This is a genomic window from Nonomuraea sp. ZG12, from assembly GCF_052068115.1.
Classification (GTDB): Bacteria; Actinomycetota; Actinomycetes; order Streptosporangiales; family Streptosporangiaceae; genus Nonomuraea.
Genome location: NZ_JBQHCW010000020.1, coordinates 21,960 through 36,792 on the forward strand (window position 1 = coordinate 21,960; position 14,833 = coordinate 36,792).

Annotated in this window: 12 protein-coding genes; 4 read left to right on the plus strand and 8 right to left on the minus strand. The window is 69.9% G+C overall.

The window, feature by feature from the left end:
• Positions 1–470: 470 nt before the first annotated feature.
• Positions 471–1,256, minus strand: coding sequence for a class F sortase (locus ACTMTF_RS36550; protein WP_441114762.1), 786 nt, complete (start codon positions 1,254–1,256; stop codon positions 471–473).
• A complete protein-coding gene (locus tag ACTMTF_RS36555; RefSeq protein WP_441114763.1) occupies positions 1,256–2,605 on the minus strand; it encodes a hypothetical protein in 1,350 nt (449 codons plus the stop codon). The genes ACTMTF_RS36550 and ACTMTF_RS36555 overlap by 1 nt, the downstream gene beginning before the upstream one ends.
• 182 nt (positions 2,606–2,787) lie before the next feature.
• Between ACTMTF_RS36555 and ACTMTF_RS36560 the strand changes: the two genes are divergently transcribed.
• Both ACTMTF_RS36560 and ACTMTF_RS36565 read left to right on the plus strand, forming a co-directional pair.
• A complete protein-coding gene (locus ACTMTF_RS36560) occupies positions 2,788–3,933 on the plus strand; it encodes an acyl-CoA dehydrogenase family protein (protein ID WP_441114764.1) in 1,146 nt (381 codons plus the stop codon).
• Between the two features lie 70 nt (positions 3,934–4,003).
• The gene (locus ACTMTF_RS36565; RefSeq protein ID WP_441114765.1) at positions 4,004–4,165 is read left to right on the plus strand and encodes a hypothetical protein; all 162 of its coding nucleotides are present in this window, start codon (positions 4,004–4,006) and stop codon (positions 4,163–4,165) included.
• Positions 4,166–4,215: 50 nt separating this feature from the next.
• Here the strand turns inward: ACTMTF_RS36565 and ACTMTF_RS36570 are convergent, their stop codons facing one another.
• From ACTMTF_RS36570 to ACTMTF_RS36580, 3 genes are all read right to left on the minus strand, one after another.
• Positions 4,216–4,992: an alpha/beta fold hydrolase gene (locus ACTMTF_RS36570; protein ID WP_441114766.1), complete on the minus strand. Its 777-nt coding sequence runs from the start codon at positions 4,990–4,992 to the stop codon at positions 4,216–4,218.
• A 17-nt stretch (positions 4,993–5,009) separates the two neighbouring features.
• Positions 5,010–7,229 (minus strand): ATP-binding SpoIIE family protein phosphatase, encoded by a 2,220-nt coding sequence (locus ACTMTF_RS36575; RefSeq protein WP_397010814.1) that lies wholly within the window; start codon positions 7,227–7,229, stop codon positions 5,010–5,012.
• Between the two features lie 123 nt (positions 7,230–7,352).
• Complete coding sequence (locus ACTMTF_RS36580) at positions 7,353–8,057, minus strand: metal-dependent transcriptional regulator (RefSeq protein ID WP_397010816.1); 705 nt, start codon at positions 8,055–8,057, stop codon at positions 7,353–7,355.
• A 105-nt stretch (positions 8,058–8,162) separates the two neighbouring features.
• Here ACTMTF_RS36580 and ACTMTF_RS36585 point away from each other — a divergent pair, with 105 nt between their 5' ends.
• Positions 8,163–8,801, plus strand: coding sequence for a UdgX family uracil-DNA binding protein (locus ACTMTF_RS36585; RefSeq protein ID WP_441114767.1), 639 nt, complete (start codon positions 8,163–8,165; stop codon positions 8,799–8,801).
• A gap of 48 nt (positions 8,802–8,849) precedes the next feature.
• Here ACTMTF_RS36585 and ACTMTF_RS36590 read toward each other — a convergent pair whose 3' ends face one another.
• Together ACTMTF_RS36590 and pdxH are read right to left on the minus strand one after the other, a co-directional pair.
• Positions 8,850–10,085 carry an MFS transporter gene (locus tag ACTMTF_RS36590; RefSeq protein WP_441114768.1) on the minus strand — a complete coding sequence of 412 codons (1,236 nt, stop codon included), beginning with the start codon at positions 10,083–10,085 and terminating at the stop codon, positions 8,850–8,852.
• A gap of 10 nt (positions 10,086–10,095) precedes the next feature.
• A complete protein-coding gene (gene pdxH, locus ACTMTF_RS36595) occupies positions 10,096–10,749 on the minus strand; it encodes a pyridoxamine 5'-phosphate oxidase (protein ID WP_397010822.1) in 654 nt (217 codons plus the stop codon).
• A gap of 175 nt (positions 10,750–10,924) precedes the next feature.
• On the opposite strand from pdxH, the gene ACTMTF_RS36600 reads away from it, so the two are divergent.
• Complete coding sequence (locus tag ACTMTF_RS36600) at positions 10,925–12,031, plus strand: citrate synthase 2 (protein ID WP_397010823.1); 1,107 nt, start codon at positions 10,925–10,927, stop codon at positions 12,029–12,031.
• Between the two features lie 77 nt (positions 12,032–12,108).
• Here ACTMTF_RS36600 and ACTMTF_RS36605 read toward each other — a convergent pair whose 3' ends face one another.
• Positions 12,109–14,694 carry an ABC transporter substrate-binding protein gene (locus ACTMTF_RS36605; RefSeq protein WP_441114769.1) on the minus strand — a complete coding sequence of 862 codons (2,586 nt, stop codon included), beginning with the start codon at positions 14,692–14,694 and terminating at the stop codon, positions 12,109–12,111.
• Positions 14,695–14,833: the final 139 nt, after the last annotated feature.

A 14,833-nucleotide genomic window follows, 5' to 3' on the forward strand; every position in this document is an offset into this window, starting at 1 on the left:
TTCGTCAGGGCAGCATCCACCTGCAGCGTCGTCGCCGCCGTGACAACGCCGGCGCGAAGCGTCAGGGCCGGAATGTTGACCGTCAGATCCAACGTCGAGCCCGCAGCCACCGAGTCCGGAGCGCTGAGCCCGACCGTAATCGTGGTGCTGGTAACGGGACCGGTGTTGCTTGTCGGACAGGTGTAACTGAACTGCTTCGTCACCGCCATGGACGCAGTTTCGGCCTCGGCGGCCGCTGGCGTCGGGCCGGCGAGTAACGCTCCGGCGAAGAGGACAAGAGTGCCCGTCAGCCCTAAGGCGGAGGTCTTCTGGGCGAGGCGGCGCCGCGCCTTGGACGTCAGCACTGTCCTTCTCCATTTCAGCACAGTTCACTACAGGGCGTACTCACGCTTCCAGCCGCGTGTCACGGTTGGGTTTAGATCATACGAACTTATCCTGTCAATCTTCTGTAAAAGACCAAAACCCCGCAGTCAGCCCTTCTTCTTCGACAGCGTCGCGTACACGATGATGTTGTCCGTGTAGCTGTGCGCCGACTTGTTGTAGATGCCGCCGCACGTGATCAGCCTGAGCTGCGAGTTGGCCGTGTTGCCGTAGACGCGGGCCGTCGGGAACGTCTTCTTGCCCACCTGCTCGATGCCGCTCACCGTGAAGCGGGTGACCTTGCCGTCCGAGCGGTACACGTAGATCTTGTCGCCCTTGGCCAGCTCCCCGAGGCGCTTGAAGACGGCCGCGCCCTTCTTGGTGTTGACGTGGCCGTTGATCACCGAGGGGCCGAGCTCGCCGGGGAGCGGGCTGTGGCGGTACCAGCCGGTGAGGTTGGGCTTGCTCAGCGGCGGCGTGCCCAGAACCCCGGTTTTGGACACCGTCACGGTGCCGACCGGTGCGTTCACCTTGATCTTGGGGATCCGGATGCGCAGCGGCTTGGCCTTGGCCTTGGCGGCCTTGGTCTTGGCCGGCGGGATCGCGGCCACGACCGGGGCGGCGGCCAGGGGTGGGGGCGCGTCGAGGCGGGCCGGGGTGAGCGGCACGTTCTTGCCGCCGGGGCCGACGCTCGGCGGCAGCTGGAACGCGCCCGCGTTCTGGTACTCCAGGGTGCTCGGCTGGTCCTGCGCCACCACGGGGACCGACGCCGAACCGTCGTCAACCGTGGGGGCGAGCGCGAGCAGCCCCACCATGATGGCACCCACGCCGCCCAGCGAACCGGCGATCAGCAGCCCCGGCGTGGCCCTGGTCAGCAGCGACTTCTGTTCGGTCATCAGATCGTCCCTCCGGCGTGTCGCGCGCGCCGCCGCCGTAGCAGCAGCCCTCCGGTGACGCTCCCCGCGAGCATCAGGGATCCGCCCGCGATCAGCCCGTACGGTCCCGCCGCCCCCGGCTCGGGCGCCTCACCGGTGTCCACGCCGCCCTTGGGCGTGTTGGCGACCTGCGCCTTCGTGGGGGTGGGGCTGGCGGAGGCCGAAGGGCTGGGGGTGGGCGACTTGGTGCTGCCGGGCACCACCACGGTCACGTGGTTGCCCGTGGGGAAGGCGTTGTGCTGCGGGGGCGTGTCGTCGCCCGGGTCCGGGTCGGGATCCGGGTTCGGGTCGTCCGTGGGTTCGTCCGTAGGGTCATCGGTCGGTTCGTCCGTGGGGTCCGGGGTCGTCCCCCCTCCCACGGTGATCTCGACGGTGCCCGGGTTGTTGGTGATCGTGCAGGTGGAGCGGTGCTCTGTCGGCGGGTCGATCAGCTCGCGCGTGTGCAGCTTGAAGGCGTCGAGGTAGATGGGCTTGCCGTCGTCGATGCTCCTGATCCGGGCGGTGTGCAGCCCGTACGGGAGGTCCGTGCGCTCCCAGAGGGAGACGTTGCCCTTGATCGAGGCGGTGGGGTTGCCGCTGGAGTCCAGGGTCGGGTCCACGACCGTCCCATTGTCATCGTCGATGATCACTCTGACCTGGCCCAGGCCGGGCTGCTCGCGGCCGATGTACTCGAACCCGGTGCCCCGGAACCGGATGATCGCCTCGTCCTTGCGCGTGGTGGTCATGTGCACGTCCCGCAGCCAGTCGCCGTACTCGACGTTGGTGCCGGGCTGCAGGGCCCAGTTGTGGCGGTAGATCACCCGGGGGTCGTCGTTGTTGATGACGACCTCACCGGCGGGCGGGACGAAGTCCACGCTCATCGCCTGCGGGGTGAGCTTGATGACGCCGCTTTCGGTCATGTGCGCCTCGGAGGACAGGCCTTCCGGGGGCGTCAACGGCAGGTGGGGCTTGAGCGCGCCCTGCTCCTCGCTGCCGTGCGCCTCAAGGGTGCCGTTCCACGCGCCGTCGAGCTTGACGTTGCCGATCAAGGAGACCTGGGCGCCCTCGGCGTAGTAGTCGGGGGACTTGAACCGGGTGGTGCCCACCTGCTCGATCGACCAGCCCAGCTTGAGCATGCCGCCCTGCTGCACCGTGGTCGGGATCTGCACGCGGGCCTTGAGATTGACCGTGGCGCTCCCGGCGATCCCGCCGGTGCAGCTGTAGTCCACGACCAGGCTGAACGTCTCGGCCTCGGCGGGTATCGCGACGAACGAGGCCGAGGCAGCCAAGCCGAACGTTGCGGCGATCCACGCCTTGCGCCACCGACTCACGGCAACTCCGATCACACAGTAAACCGAAGGTAGATCTTAGGGTCGGCAGCCGTGCAACAAGTACATCTACCATCACTTGTGATGAACCCGTGTCCGCACCGGAAACCATCCGATCAGCGCAGTTATACGTACGAGTAACAGAATAGTATTCTACGGTCACATTTCCCCTGCTTGGAGGCGATATGCGGCGAGATCTTTTCGACGAGGAGCACTTGCTCTTCCGCGACACCGTGCGCGAGTTCCTGACCCGTGAGGTCGCCCCCCACCACGACCGGTGGGAGAAGGACGGCATCGTCCCCCGCGAGGTCTGGAAGAAGGCCGGCGAGATCGGCGTCTTCGGCTTCTCGGTGCCCGAGGAGTACGGCGGTGCCGGCATCACGGACTTCCGCTACAACGCGGTGATCCTTGAGGAGATCATGCGCCAGGGCGCGTCCGGCCTGGGCTTCTCGCTGCACAACGACGTCGTGGCGCCCTACCTCGTCCACCTGACCGACGAGGAGCAGAAGCGCCGCTGGCTGCCCGGCTTCGCCGCCGGCGAGCTGATCACCGCGATCGCGATGACTGAGCCGGGCGCCGGCAGCGACCTGCAGGGGATCAGGACCACGGCGGTCCGCGAGGGCGATCACTACCTCGTGAACGGGCAGAAGACGTTCATCACCAACGGCATCAACGCCGACCTCGTGGTGGTGGTCGCCAAGACCGACCCGTCCGCCGGGGCGAGGGGCACCACGCTGCTGGTGGTCGAGCGCGGGATGGACGGGTTCGGTCACGGCCGCAACCTGGACAAGGTCGGCATGAAGGCGCAGGACACGGCCGAGCTGTTCTTCGAGAACGTACGGGTGCCCGTCGCCAACCGGCTCGGCCCGAACGACGGCGAGGGCTTCATCCAGCTGATGCACAACCTGCCCCAGGAACGGCTGTCGATCGCGGTGGCGGCGGTGGCCGCGGCCGAGACCGTGCTGGAGCAGACGATCGAGTACTGCAAGAGCCGGCAGGCCTTCGGGCGGAACATCGGGTCCTTCCAGAACACCCGGTTCGTCCTGGCCGAGCTGGCCACCGAGACGGAGATCGCCCGCCACTACGTCGACAAGTGCATCCTGGCGCTCAACGCCGAGGAGCTCTCCGCGGTGGACGCGGCCAAGGCCAAGTGGTGGACCACCGAGCTGCAGACCAAGGTCATCGACCGCTGCCTCCAGCTCCACGGCGGCTACGGCTACATGATGGAGTATCCGGTCGCCAAGGCCTGGCTCGACAGTCGCGTGCAGACCATCTACGGCGGCACGACCGAGATCATGAAGGAGATCATCGGCCGATCCTTCGGATTCTGAGGCGTTCCGGAGCATTCACGAGCGTTCTGAACCGCCGCGCCCGGCCGCCCGGCAGCGCATACTGGTCACCATGGACGGCGGCCTGATCCTCCTGGTCTTTCTGGCACTGCTGTTCGCCTGGTGCCTCAACCGCGTGCGCCGGGCGATCCGGCTCGGCCCTGTCGGCTACGCAGGGGTGATGATCGTGTTCATCATCGTCATGCTGCTGCTGTGGGGCCAGACCATGCGCTAGCCGGGAAGGGCGCCGACGAAGCGGGGGCGAGCTCGGCGCGCTGCCGCTGCCTAACCGCCGCTGCCCGCCAGCAGCACCCTGGCCACCAGACCGGGATCGTCGCTCATCGGGACGTGCCCGCACCCCCTGAGCAGCTTGACGCGCTGCCCAGACCACTTGGCGGCGCGCACCGCCTGGCGGCGCGGCAGGAGCCGGTCGTGCTCGCCCCAGGCGATGGTGATCGGCGACTTCGGCGGCGCGGGCGGCAGCACGTTGGCGAACGACTCCAGCGTCGGCTCGAACCCGGTGGACTCCCCCAGCGCCTGGGTGGCGGCGATCAGGGCGCTCGGCGTCAGCCTGGCCGGGTGCGCGACCAGCAGCCCCGCCGTCAGGGCGCGCCCCAACGGGCTCTCCGCCGTCATCTCCGCCTGCTCCGGCGGCATCGACCGGGCCGAGGCCCGCATCGCGCGCAGCACCCCCCGGCAGTAGAGCAACTCCGCCCGCGACCAGAAGCCCGCCGGGGACAGCGCGGTGGCCGACCGGACCGTGCCGCGCGAGGCCAGCTCCAGAGCGAGATAGCCACCCAGGGAGTTGCCCGCCACGTGCGGTTCACGTACGCCGAGCAGTGCGCAGAACCCCTCCACCGCGTCCGCGAGCGTCTCGGCGGTGTAGGGGACGCCCGCGGGCAGGTCGGGCGAGCGGCCGAAGCCGGGCAGGTCGACGGCGATCACCGTCCGCGAGGCCGCCAGCCGGTCCAGCACGGGCAGCCAGGCCTGCCAGTGATGGCCGATGCCATGCATGAGGATCAGCGGCTCGCCGGTGCCGCGGCGTTCGAAGGCCAGCTCCATGGCCCCGAGTAGACCACTCAACGGCTACGGGTGGGAATCTCGAACCAGACGGCTTTACCTTCCCTGGTCGGCCGTGAGCCCCAGCGCTTGGCCAGCTGGTCGACGAGGTAGAGGCCGCGGCCGCCCTCGTCGTTCTCGCCCGCGCTGCGGATCCGGGGCAGCCGCAGGTCCTGGTCGAACACCTCGACCCAGACCGACTCCCCGCCACGGCGCAACCGCAGCGTGAACTCCTTGTCGCCGGCCACCTCGTCCTCGAAGCCCGGCACGTCCCAGGACTCCTCGAACGGCAGCGGCGGCCCCTCGACCACCAGCTCCCTGCGCGGCACGCTCGCCGTGGAGGCGTGCAGCACCACGTTGGTGACCACTTCGGAGACCAGCAGGCAGGCCAGCTCCGCGCGCTCCTCGGGCACATTCCAGTCGGCGAAGGCCTCCGAGGCCATCCGGCGCGCCTCCCCCACCATGATGGGCTGGGCCGGGAAGGTGCGCTCCTCCACGTCCAGCTCATGGTCGCTGGAGCGGACGACCAGGATCGCCATGTCGTCGTCGATCTCGCCGGGCACCGCGACCGTCGCGACGTCGGCGATGCGCTCGACCTCGGCGTCGGTCATCTTGGCGAGCTTCTCGCAGAGCACGCCGAGCGTCTCGGCGTCGGTGGGCATCCGGCCGTGGCGGTTGGGGCGGCGATCGACCAGGCCGTCGGTGTAGAGGAGCAGCGCGGCGCCGGGCGGCAGCGTGCGGGTCTCCTCCTTGTAGACGAGGTCGGCGTGCAGGCCCTTGGCGCGCACGCCCAGCGGCTGCCCGACCTCCTCGATGTCGAGCTCCACGCACTGGCCGTCGGCCAGCAGCAAGGGCGGCGCGTGCCCGGCGTTGGCGAAGGACAGCTGCCGCGACCAGGCGTCGTAGACGAGATACTGGCAGGTCACGATGGGCGGGACGCTCACGTCGGTGCCGCTGTCGTCGCGCTCGGGCGTGGCGATGATGCGCGTCCACTCGTCCAGCCTGGCCAGGATGTCGGCGGGCGACTTGTCGTCCTGGGCGAAGGCGCGCAGCGCGGCCCTGAGCTGGCCCATGATGGCCGCCGCCTTGGCGCCCCGGCCCTCCACGTCGCCGATCACGATGCCGACCCGGCCGGCCGACAGCGGGATCACGTCGTACCAGTCGCCGCCCACCTGGGTCTGGATGCCCTGGCCGTGGGAGGCGAGCGGCGCGGCGGGGTAGTAGCGGACGGCGATCTGCAGGCCGTCGAGCTGCGGCAGCGCCCTGGGGAGCAGGTGCTTCTGGAACGACTCGGCGGTGTGCCGCTCCTCCTCGAACAGCAGCGCGTTGTCGATCGCGAGCGCGACCCGGGTGGCGATGGCCCCCACGAAGTCACGGTCGAAGGCGTCGTAGTGGGGGCTGCGGCGCTCGGTGAGGTTGGACAGCCCGAGGTACATCAGCCCCAGCGTCTCGCCGCGCACGCTGAGCGGGGCGACGATCGCGGAGTTCATGCCGACCTCGCCGCACAGCCGCGCGCTGCCCTCGGACGGCGCGGGGAAGCTGTTGGCGGCGAAGTCGTCGACGAGGATGGTCTCCTGGCGGCGCATCGCCGCGTCGGCGTAGTGGCCGGCGGGATAGCGGATCTCCGCGCCCACCGGCTTCCAGGTGCCGGGCGGCGGCTCCCAGCTCTGCACGTGCTGGGAGATCCGGCGGACCAGCCGGTCGCCCTCCATCAGCTCGATGAAGCAGTGGTCGGCGAACTGCGGCACCAGCATCTCGGCGACCCGCTTGAGCGTCTCCTCGACGTAGAGGGAGCCCGCGAGCCGCTCGCCGATGCGCTCCAGCAGGCCGAAGCGGTCCTTCTCGCGCTCGTTGCTGCGCAGCGCCTCCCGGGCGCTGATGACGATCCCGGTCACCGAGCCGGACGGGTGACGCAGCGGCACGGCCTGGGCCCGGACGTAGACGATCGTGCCGTCGGGGCGCCGGACGTCGACGGTGCCCTCCCACACGCCGCCCTTGAGCACGTGCTTGGCGAGCTCGATGGCCTGCGGGTGGTCCTTCTCCATGATCCCGAGCGACAGGGCCGACGCGTCGCGCGCGGACTTGCCTGGCCTGCCGAACAGCTTCTCGGCGAACGGGTTCCAGTAAAGGAGATTGCTGAAGCGGTCCGTGACGACCACGGCCATGTCGGCGTGATCGAGGACAGACGCGGCGGTGAGCTGGTCGGTCGCGTCCTGGGAAAGATCCCCCCATCGCTTCATCCGGGAACCACTCCTCGGGGAGGCATGCGCGAAAAGCGGACCACGGGCGCTCCTGCAACAGTCTTGGCCGGGGGGGAGTGGAGTGTCTCCCGGGTGGGATTCAACCAATCAGCCGCGCGTGCGTCAGCGCTTGGTGACGAAGACGTGCGCGGCAACGTCACGCGGAATCTCCGCGAGAGAGTCGTTCGCGTCACCGTCACCTGTCACCCGCACACCGTCGTCGCTCGCCGCGAGCGTCACCTCGCGTCCGGGTTGTATCCCAACTTGCTTGAGTTTAAGCATGAGAGCGGGATCGCTTTGCACTTGTTCGCTAATTCGCCGGACCACCACGGGGACGCCATGAGCTCCGGCGAGCTCCGTCATGGCGACCAGCGCGCTGCCGACGTGCTCGACGGGCTCGGTGGCGCCCAGCTCGGCGAGCCCCGGAATGGGGTTGCCGTGGGGGCAGGACGTGGGGTTGTTGAGCAGCTTGACCAGGCGCGTCTCAACGGACTCCGACATCACGTGCTCCCAGCGGCACGCCTCGATGTGCACCTCTTCCCACGGAAGCCCGATCACATCGATCAGCAGGCATTCGGCGAGCCGGTGTTTACGCATGACGCGGGTGGCGAGTGTGCGCCCCAGCTCGGTCATGGACAGGTGGCGGTCACCCTCCACGCGAACGAGGCCGTCCCGCTCCATGCGGGCGACGGTCTGGCTCACGGTGGGGCCGCTCTGCTGCAGGCGCTCGGCAATGCGCGCGCGAAGGGGGACGATGCCCTCTTCCTCGAGCTCGTAAATCGTACGGAGATACATCTCCGTAGTGTCGATCAGGCCGTGTGCGGTCAAGGCTCCTCCCAACTGAAATGCTACGCCGGTCAGGGCAGGGACTGAGCCCGTCCGCTACGGGCACAGGAAGTCAGGTGCCAAAGCCTATGGGGAGAACGACTGACGATGGCAAAGGATGGCAACAACTCCGCGGCCCGGTTCCTTCCCGACCACCTCGATCTCGCGTCCCTGCGGGGCGCGGCGGCAGCCTGTGAAGGCTGCGGTCTGTACCGGAACGCGACCCGTACGGTGTTCGGCGAGGGCCCGGCCGAAGCCAGGTTCATGCTGGTCGGCGAGCAGCCGGGCGATCAGGAGGACCTCAAGGGCCACCCGTTCGTCGGCCCGGCGGGGCGTGTGCTCGACCGGGGTCTGGAGGAGGCGGGCATCGACCGGGACGAGGTCTATCTGACGAACGCGGTCAAACATTTCTCTTTCACGTCCCGGGGCAAGCGGCGGATCCACCAGAAGCCGACGGCGGCCGAGGTGGACGCCTGCCGGCCGTGGCTGAACGCCGAACTGGCCGTGGTGCGGCCGGAAGTGGTCGTGGTGCTCGGCGCGACGGCCGCGCGGGCGGTGCTCGGCCGGGACTTCCGCGTCACTAGGCAGCGCGGTGAGCCGGTGCCGCTGGGCGACGACGTGCCGGCGGAGGTGACCGCGGTGGCGGTGGCCACCGTGCACCCTTCGGCCGTGCTGCGCGCCCCCGACAGGGACGCCGCCTACGCGGGCTTCCTCGCCGACCTCCAGGTGGCCGCCCGCACCGCCTGAACGCCCTCGGCGCGCGCCCTGTACGTCCTGAACACGTCCTGAACGCCCTCAGCGCGCCCTGTACGTCCTGAAGCCGGCCACCGACAGGCCGACGACCAGGACGGCGACGGCACACGCCAGGCCGCCTCCCACCCACGCGGTGGTGAGCCCGAACACCGAGGCGGTGGCGCCGGCCCGCACGTCGCCCAGCCGGGGACCGCCGGCGACCACGACCATGAAGACGCCCTGCATCCGCCCGCGCATCTCGTCGGGTGCGTAGAGCTGCAGGATGGACTGCCGCCACACCGAGGAGACCACGTCCGCCGCTCCCCCGACGGCCATGAACAGCAGCACCATCCACAGCTGCTGGGAGAGCCCGGCGGCGGCGACCGCCAGGCCCCACACGGCGATCACGAGCGTCAGCGCCAGCCCTTGCCGCTTGATCCGGGTGACCCAGCCGGAGAAGAGCCCGCCGAACACCGAGCCGACGGCCATCGCGGCGACCAGCCAGCTCAGCGCGAACAGCGACCCGCCGAAGCGCAGGTCGACCAGCTCGGGGAAGAGCGCCCGGGGCAGCGCGAAGACCATCGCGATGATGTCCACGACGAAGGACATCAGCAACACCGGCGTGGTGAGGATGAACCTCAGCCCCTCCGCCACGGACCGCCAGCCCGGCCTGGAGACGGCCCCCAGGGGCGCGAGCGAGGGCAGCCTCAGGGCCGCGTAGAGGCCGGCGGTGAAGAGCACGGCGTCGACCGCGTAGGCCGCGGCGAAGCCGCCGTGGACGAGCACGACGCCGCCGAGCATCGGCCCGCCGACCGCGCCCATGCTGTAGACGAGCGAGTTGAGGGCGTTGGCCGACGGGACCAGCTCGGGCGGCAGCAGTCTCGGGATGATCGCGCCCCTGGTGGAGGAGCTGACGGCGAAACCGGCGGCGCCCAGCGCGACCGTGCCGAGCAGCACGTACACGTCGGGCACCCCGAGCAGCGACTGGACCAGGATGAGCACGGTGCTCACCCAGGCCACCAGCGACCCGGCCACGAGCAGCTTGCGCCGGTCCACGGCGTCGGCGACCGCGCCGCCCCACAGCCCGAACACCACCAGCGGGATGAGGTTGGCCAGGCCGAGCATGCCGACCCAGAACGACGAGCCGGTCAGCTCGTAGACCTGCTGGCTGACCGCGACGACGGTGACCGCCAGGCCGACGTGGGAGACGGCCTGGCCCGCCCACAGCCGCCGGTAGGCGGGCACCGACAGTGGCCGGGTGTCTACCAGATGCCGTTTGACGAACTCCCCGAAAGCCACTTGATGGACATTAAGGGGCGAGCCTCTCCACCACCCACCGGGGTCCGGTGCGCCGGTAGCGAAGCCTGTCGTGCATCCGGTCGAGCTGCCCCTGCCAGAACTCCATCTCCACCGGAGCCACCAGATAGCCGCCCCAGAAGTCGGGCACCGGCGGATCGTCCGGCCAGCGGGCCGCCAGTTCCTCGTAGCGGGCGTCCAGCTCCTCCCTGGACCGCACGACGGCGGACTGTCGTGACGCCCAGGCCCCGATGCGGGAGCCGTACGGCCTGGAGGCGAAGTAGGCGGCCGACTCCTCGTGAGGCAGCCGCACAACCGAGCCCTCGACGCGCACCTGGCGGCGCATCGGGTGCCACGGGAACAGCAGCGAGGCCCGCGGGTTCTCCGCCAGGTCGCGGCCCTTACGTGACTCGTAGTTGGTGTAGAAGACGAACCCGCGTTCGTCGTAGCCCTTCAGCAGGACGGTCCTGGCGCTCGGCCGACCGGCCTTGGAGGCGGTCGCCAGCACCATGGCGTTGGGCTCGGGCAGGCCGGCGTCGAGCGCCTCCCCGAACCAGACGGTGAATTGCGCGATGGGATCGGCCGCGACGGCGGCTTCGAGCAGCGGTTCGCCCTCGTAGGTGCGGCGGAGCCCCGCCAGTGAGGGCGGGCGCGAGGTGGCATCCACAAGCGGTATTCTCCCGCGCTCGGGGGCAGAACCCTCACACCGCCTCTCACCAGCTGTTATGGCGTTTCGGCGGGTCCGGAGGGCGACCACCGGGCGGGAGGGGGTTAAATTGACCCGCCGGTATCTCGACATCAAGGCATTGCCGGAACATGGCAAGAAAGGGAGGCGGCCGAGAATGTCCGACTTCAAACCCGGCCTCGAGGGCGTTGTAGCTTTCGAGACCGAGATCGCGGAACCGGACAAAGAAGGGGGCGCCCTTCGATACCGGGGCGTTGACATCGAGGAGCTGGTCGGCCGTGTCCCCTTCGGGCACGTTTGGGGCCTGCTGGTCGACAACAAGTTCCAACCGGGTCTACCCCCGGCGGAGCCGTACCCCATCCCTGTCCATTCCGGTGACATCCGCGTTGACGTACAGAGCGCGCTGGCCATGCTGGCTCCGGCCTATGGCTTCAAGCCGTTGCTCGACATCAGTGACGAGGAGGCCCGCGACCAGCTCGCACGCGCCTCCGTGATGGCCCTGTCCTTCGTGGCGCAGTCGGCGCGGGGCCTCGGCCTGCCGATGGTGCCGCAGAGCCGCGTCGACGAGGCCAAGACCATCGTCGAACGCTTCATGGTCCGCTGGCGCGGTGAGCCCGATCCCAAGCATGTCAGGGCCATCGACGCCTACTGGACCTCGGCGGCCGAGCACGGCATGAACGCGTCCACGTTCACCGCCCGTGTCATCGCCTCCACCGGCGCCGACGTGGCCGCCGCGCTCTCCGGCGCGGTCGGCGCGATGTCGGGGCCGCTGCACGGCGGGGCCCCGGCCCGCGTGCTGGGCATGATCGAGGGCGTCGAGAAGCTGGGCGACGCCAAGAAGTACGTACAGAGCGAGCTCGACAAGGGCAGCCGGCTCATGGGCTTCGGTCACCGCGTCTACCGCGCCGAAGACCCGCGGGCCCGGGTGCTCCGCCGCACCGCCAAGGAGCTCGACGCGCCGCGGTACGAGGTCGCGGCGGCGCTGGAGCAGGCGGCGCTGGAGGAGTTGCACGCCCGCAAGCCCGACCGGGTGCTGGCCACCAACGTCGAGTACTGGGCCGCGGTGGTCCTGGACTTCGCCGAGGTGCCCTCGCACATGTTCACGTCGATGTTCACCTGCGCCCGCACGGCCGGTTGGGCCGCGCACATCCTTGAGCAGAAGCTCACGGGCAGGCTGGTGCGTCCCAGCGCCAACTACATCGGCCCGGCGTCGCGTCCGCTCAGTGACGTGCCCGGCGCCACCGAGGTCGCCGGCACCATCTGATCACCGCACATCCGATCACGGCACGATCTCGGCTTCGCAGCGAACGGCCCGCCCGACCGGCGGGCCGTTCTCCGTTCTCACCCCCCGCGCAGCGCCGCGTCCGGGCAGGCGGGCCGCGGCGGCACCAACTCGGTGAGCCTGCCGCACAGGCCCACCAGGCGCTGCTCCTTCGCCTGACCGACCGCCCGCTCCGGGACCTGGACCAGCATGACGGCCTTGCCGACCGACTCGTGCGGCACCCGTCCCCGGGTGAACTCGATCACCCCCGTCGTCCCGTACTGCGTGCCCAGCGCGCCCAGGCCGTACAGGACCGTGCCCTTGTCGGGCAGCGAGCCGGTGCCCCCGTAGGCGGAGCCGATGGCGAGCCCGAGGGCGAGCGTGGCGTCGTAGGCGAGCATGGAGTGCAGCTTCGACGGCTGCGGGTCGGCCTTGATCAGTGCCAGGATCCTGGCGATCTGCGCCTTGCCCCCGCGTCCCTCCCCCGCCCATGGTGACTCCCAGGCTCCCTCCCACGCCAACGTGACGTAGTGCAGGCGCATGTTGGGGTGCTCGCCCAGCGCCTGCTGGTTGTCCTGTACGTATTTCGTCACGTCGTCGGAGGCGAGTACCTGGTGGGTGCGGGCCTGGCTGCAGCCCACGTTCAGCCCTTCGACGAAGGTGGCGAAGTCGTCCCCGCGCCCGGTGTAGAAGATCAGGTCGTGGCCGCCGTCGCAGGCCTGCTTCACCTGGGTCTTGAGCTGCTCGCCGCCGGAGTACCGCAGCGTGGTGACCTTGTCCTCGCCGAAGGCGGCGGCGAAGTCACGCGACAGGCCGATGCTGTAAAGGTCGCCTTCGGTGACGTCCTCCAGCAGCGCCACGGTCCTGGCCCGCGGCAGGTCGCCGGTGCCCGCCTTGATCCACTCGGCCGTCGCCCGGGCCTGCCGGCCGTTGGCCGCGGCCATCCTGAAGAAGTACGGCGCGGGCACCCGCTGGTGCACGGCCAGGTCGTCGGCCGTGCCCACGGTCACCATGACCGGGAGACCGGCGGCGTTCAGCACCGCGATGGCCTCCTGGTTGCGCGCCCTGCTCTGCGCCATGCCGATCACCCCGACGACCGGCGCGCCCGACTCCAGCCGGTCGACCACCTGCCGAGCCGCCTCCACGACCTTCCTGAACACCTGCCCCGGGTTGACCAGCAGGACCCGGAGCTTGGGCCGCGAGCCGGTGGCGGCGTTGAACGCCTGCTGGTAGGCGGCGATGCCGAACAGCTCACCATGGGAGCCCGCCAGCAGCGCCTGCGGTGAGCCGGTCATCGGGCCGATGTAGGCGACCTCCACGTAGCGGCCGCTCTCCACCGCCTTGACGTTCTCGGCCGCGATGAGCCCGATCGGCCTGGCCAGCCGCTCGTGGAAGACGTGGCCGCCGTCGGACAGGCCGATGCACTCGCCCTGGTCCCGCCGCACGTCGGGGCTCTGGCAGTAGGTCCTGTCGAGGTTCCAGATGTACGCTCCCGACGCGACCAGCGGCCCCACCAGCAGCGCCGCCACGACGACCCAGTAGGCCCTGACCCGCTTGTGGCCCAGCTTGGACTGTCGCTGCGAGTCCTGGGCGACGGCCTGCCTGACCTCGTCCAGCGCCACCCCCTCGATCACCAGGCAGGAAGGGCCGTACCGGGACCGTGCCTGGTGCAGCCAGTCCCGGTACGCCTCGTCCCCGATCGGCTCGCCCCGCCGCGCAGCGTTCACCCGCACCGTCCGTAGGCTGGGCAGCAGGTCATCCCGCTTCGGCCCGGAGGTGACGACCAGCAGGGGATCCCAGCGCGCCACCTGGCGGCGCACGGCGTTCACCCGGGTGAGGAAGGGCGGGGGCTGCGCGCCGCCCACATTGCGCAGGTAGACGGTGCAGTAGTAGGCGCGGGCCCAGGACGGCCAGAGGAACAGCCGGCGCCGCCGGTAGGCCTGCCGGAGATCCTCCAGGAAGGCGTTGACCAGCACCATCTCCAGCTGCTCCGCCGTGAGCCTGGCCAGCCTCTCGGCGTAGGCGGGCAGCCGCTCCCACGGGTGGCGCGGGCGGAGCCGCTGGCGCCGGAACCACGAGCTCCTGATGTGGGTGCGAGCGAGCAGCACGGCGTGGCCGGCGGCCACCGCCGTGGCGCCCGCCACGCTCAGCGCCCAGCCGGCGATCGTGATCAGCTGACCGGCCAGGGCGGCGAGCAGCGAGGCCGCCGGGATCCAGCCGGTGAGCAGCCTGCTCAGATAGTCCAGCCAGACCACGATCGGCCGCTCCTGGCCGTCCTGGAGCCGTCCCGGCCGGTGCGCGGAGAGCGCCTTCTCCATCTGCGGGACCTCGGTCTCCCCCGCGAGCTTGCGCTCGATCACCAGCAGCACGAACTCGGTGAGCTGGAATCGGATCGGCGGCAGCCCCTTGTGCCCGATCCGCTGGCCGAGCCTGTCCACGGCCTTCCGCACGACCGACCGCACGTCCCCGGCCTCGCCCGCGTCCAGCGAGCAGATCGGTATGCTCGGATCGTCGGGCACCATGACCGGTTCGAGGTCAACGTCGTCCGGGCCGTCCAAAAAGATCGTCAGCTGCGGCAGCGGCGAGTCGCCGCGCCACGGGGCGGGCCGCTCGACCAGCCTGCGAAACAAGTCTTCGAGGGACCTGCCGATTTCACTCCCCGCCATGAGAACTCCCTGTAGCAGCCGCCCCCGAGGCTCCCCCCATCCTCATCGATTCCATGGCAAATCGCCCGTGATCCACGGAACTTTCGATCAACTCCCGTGACCGGCTCCAGGTGGATCACTGACCGGAAGATTTCTCACC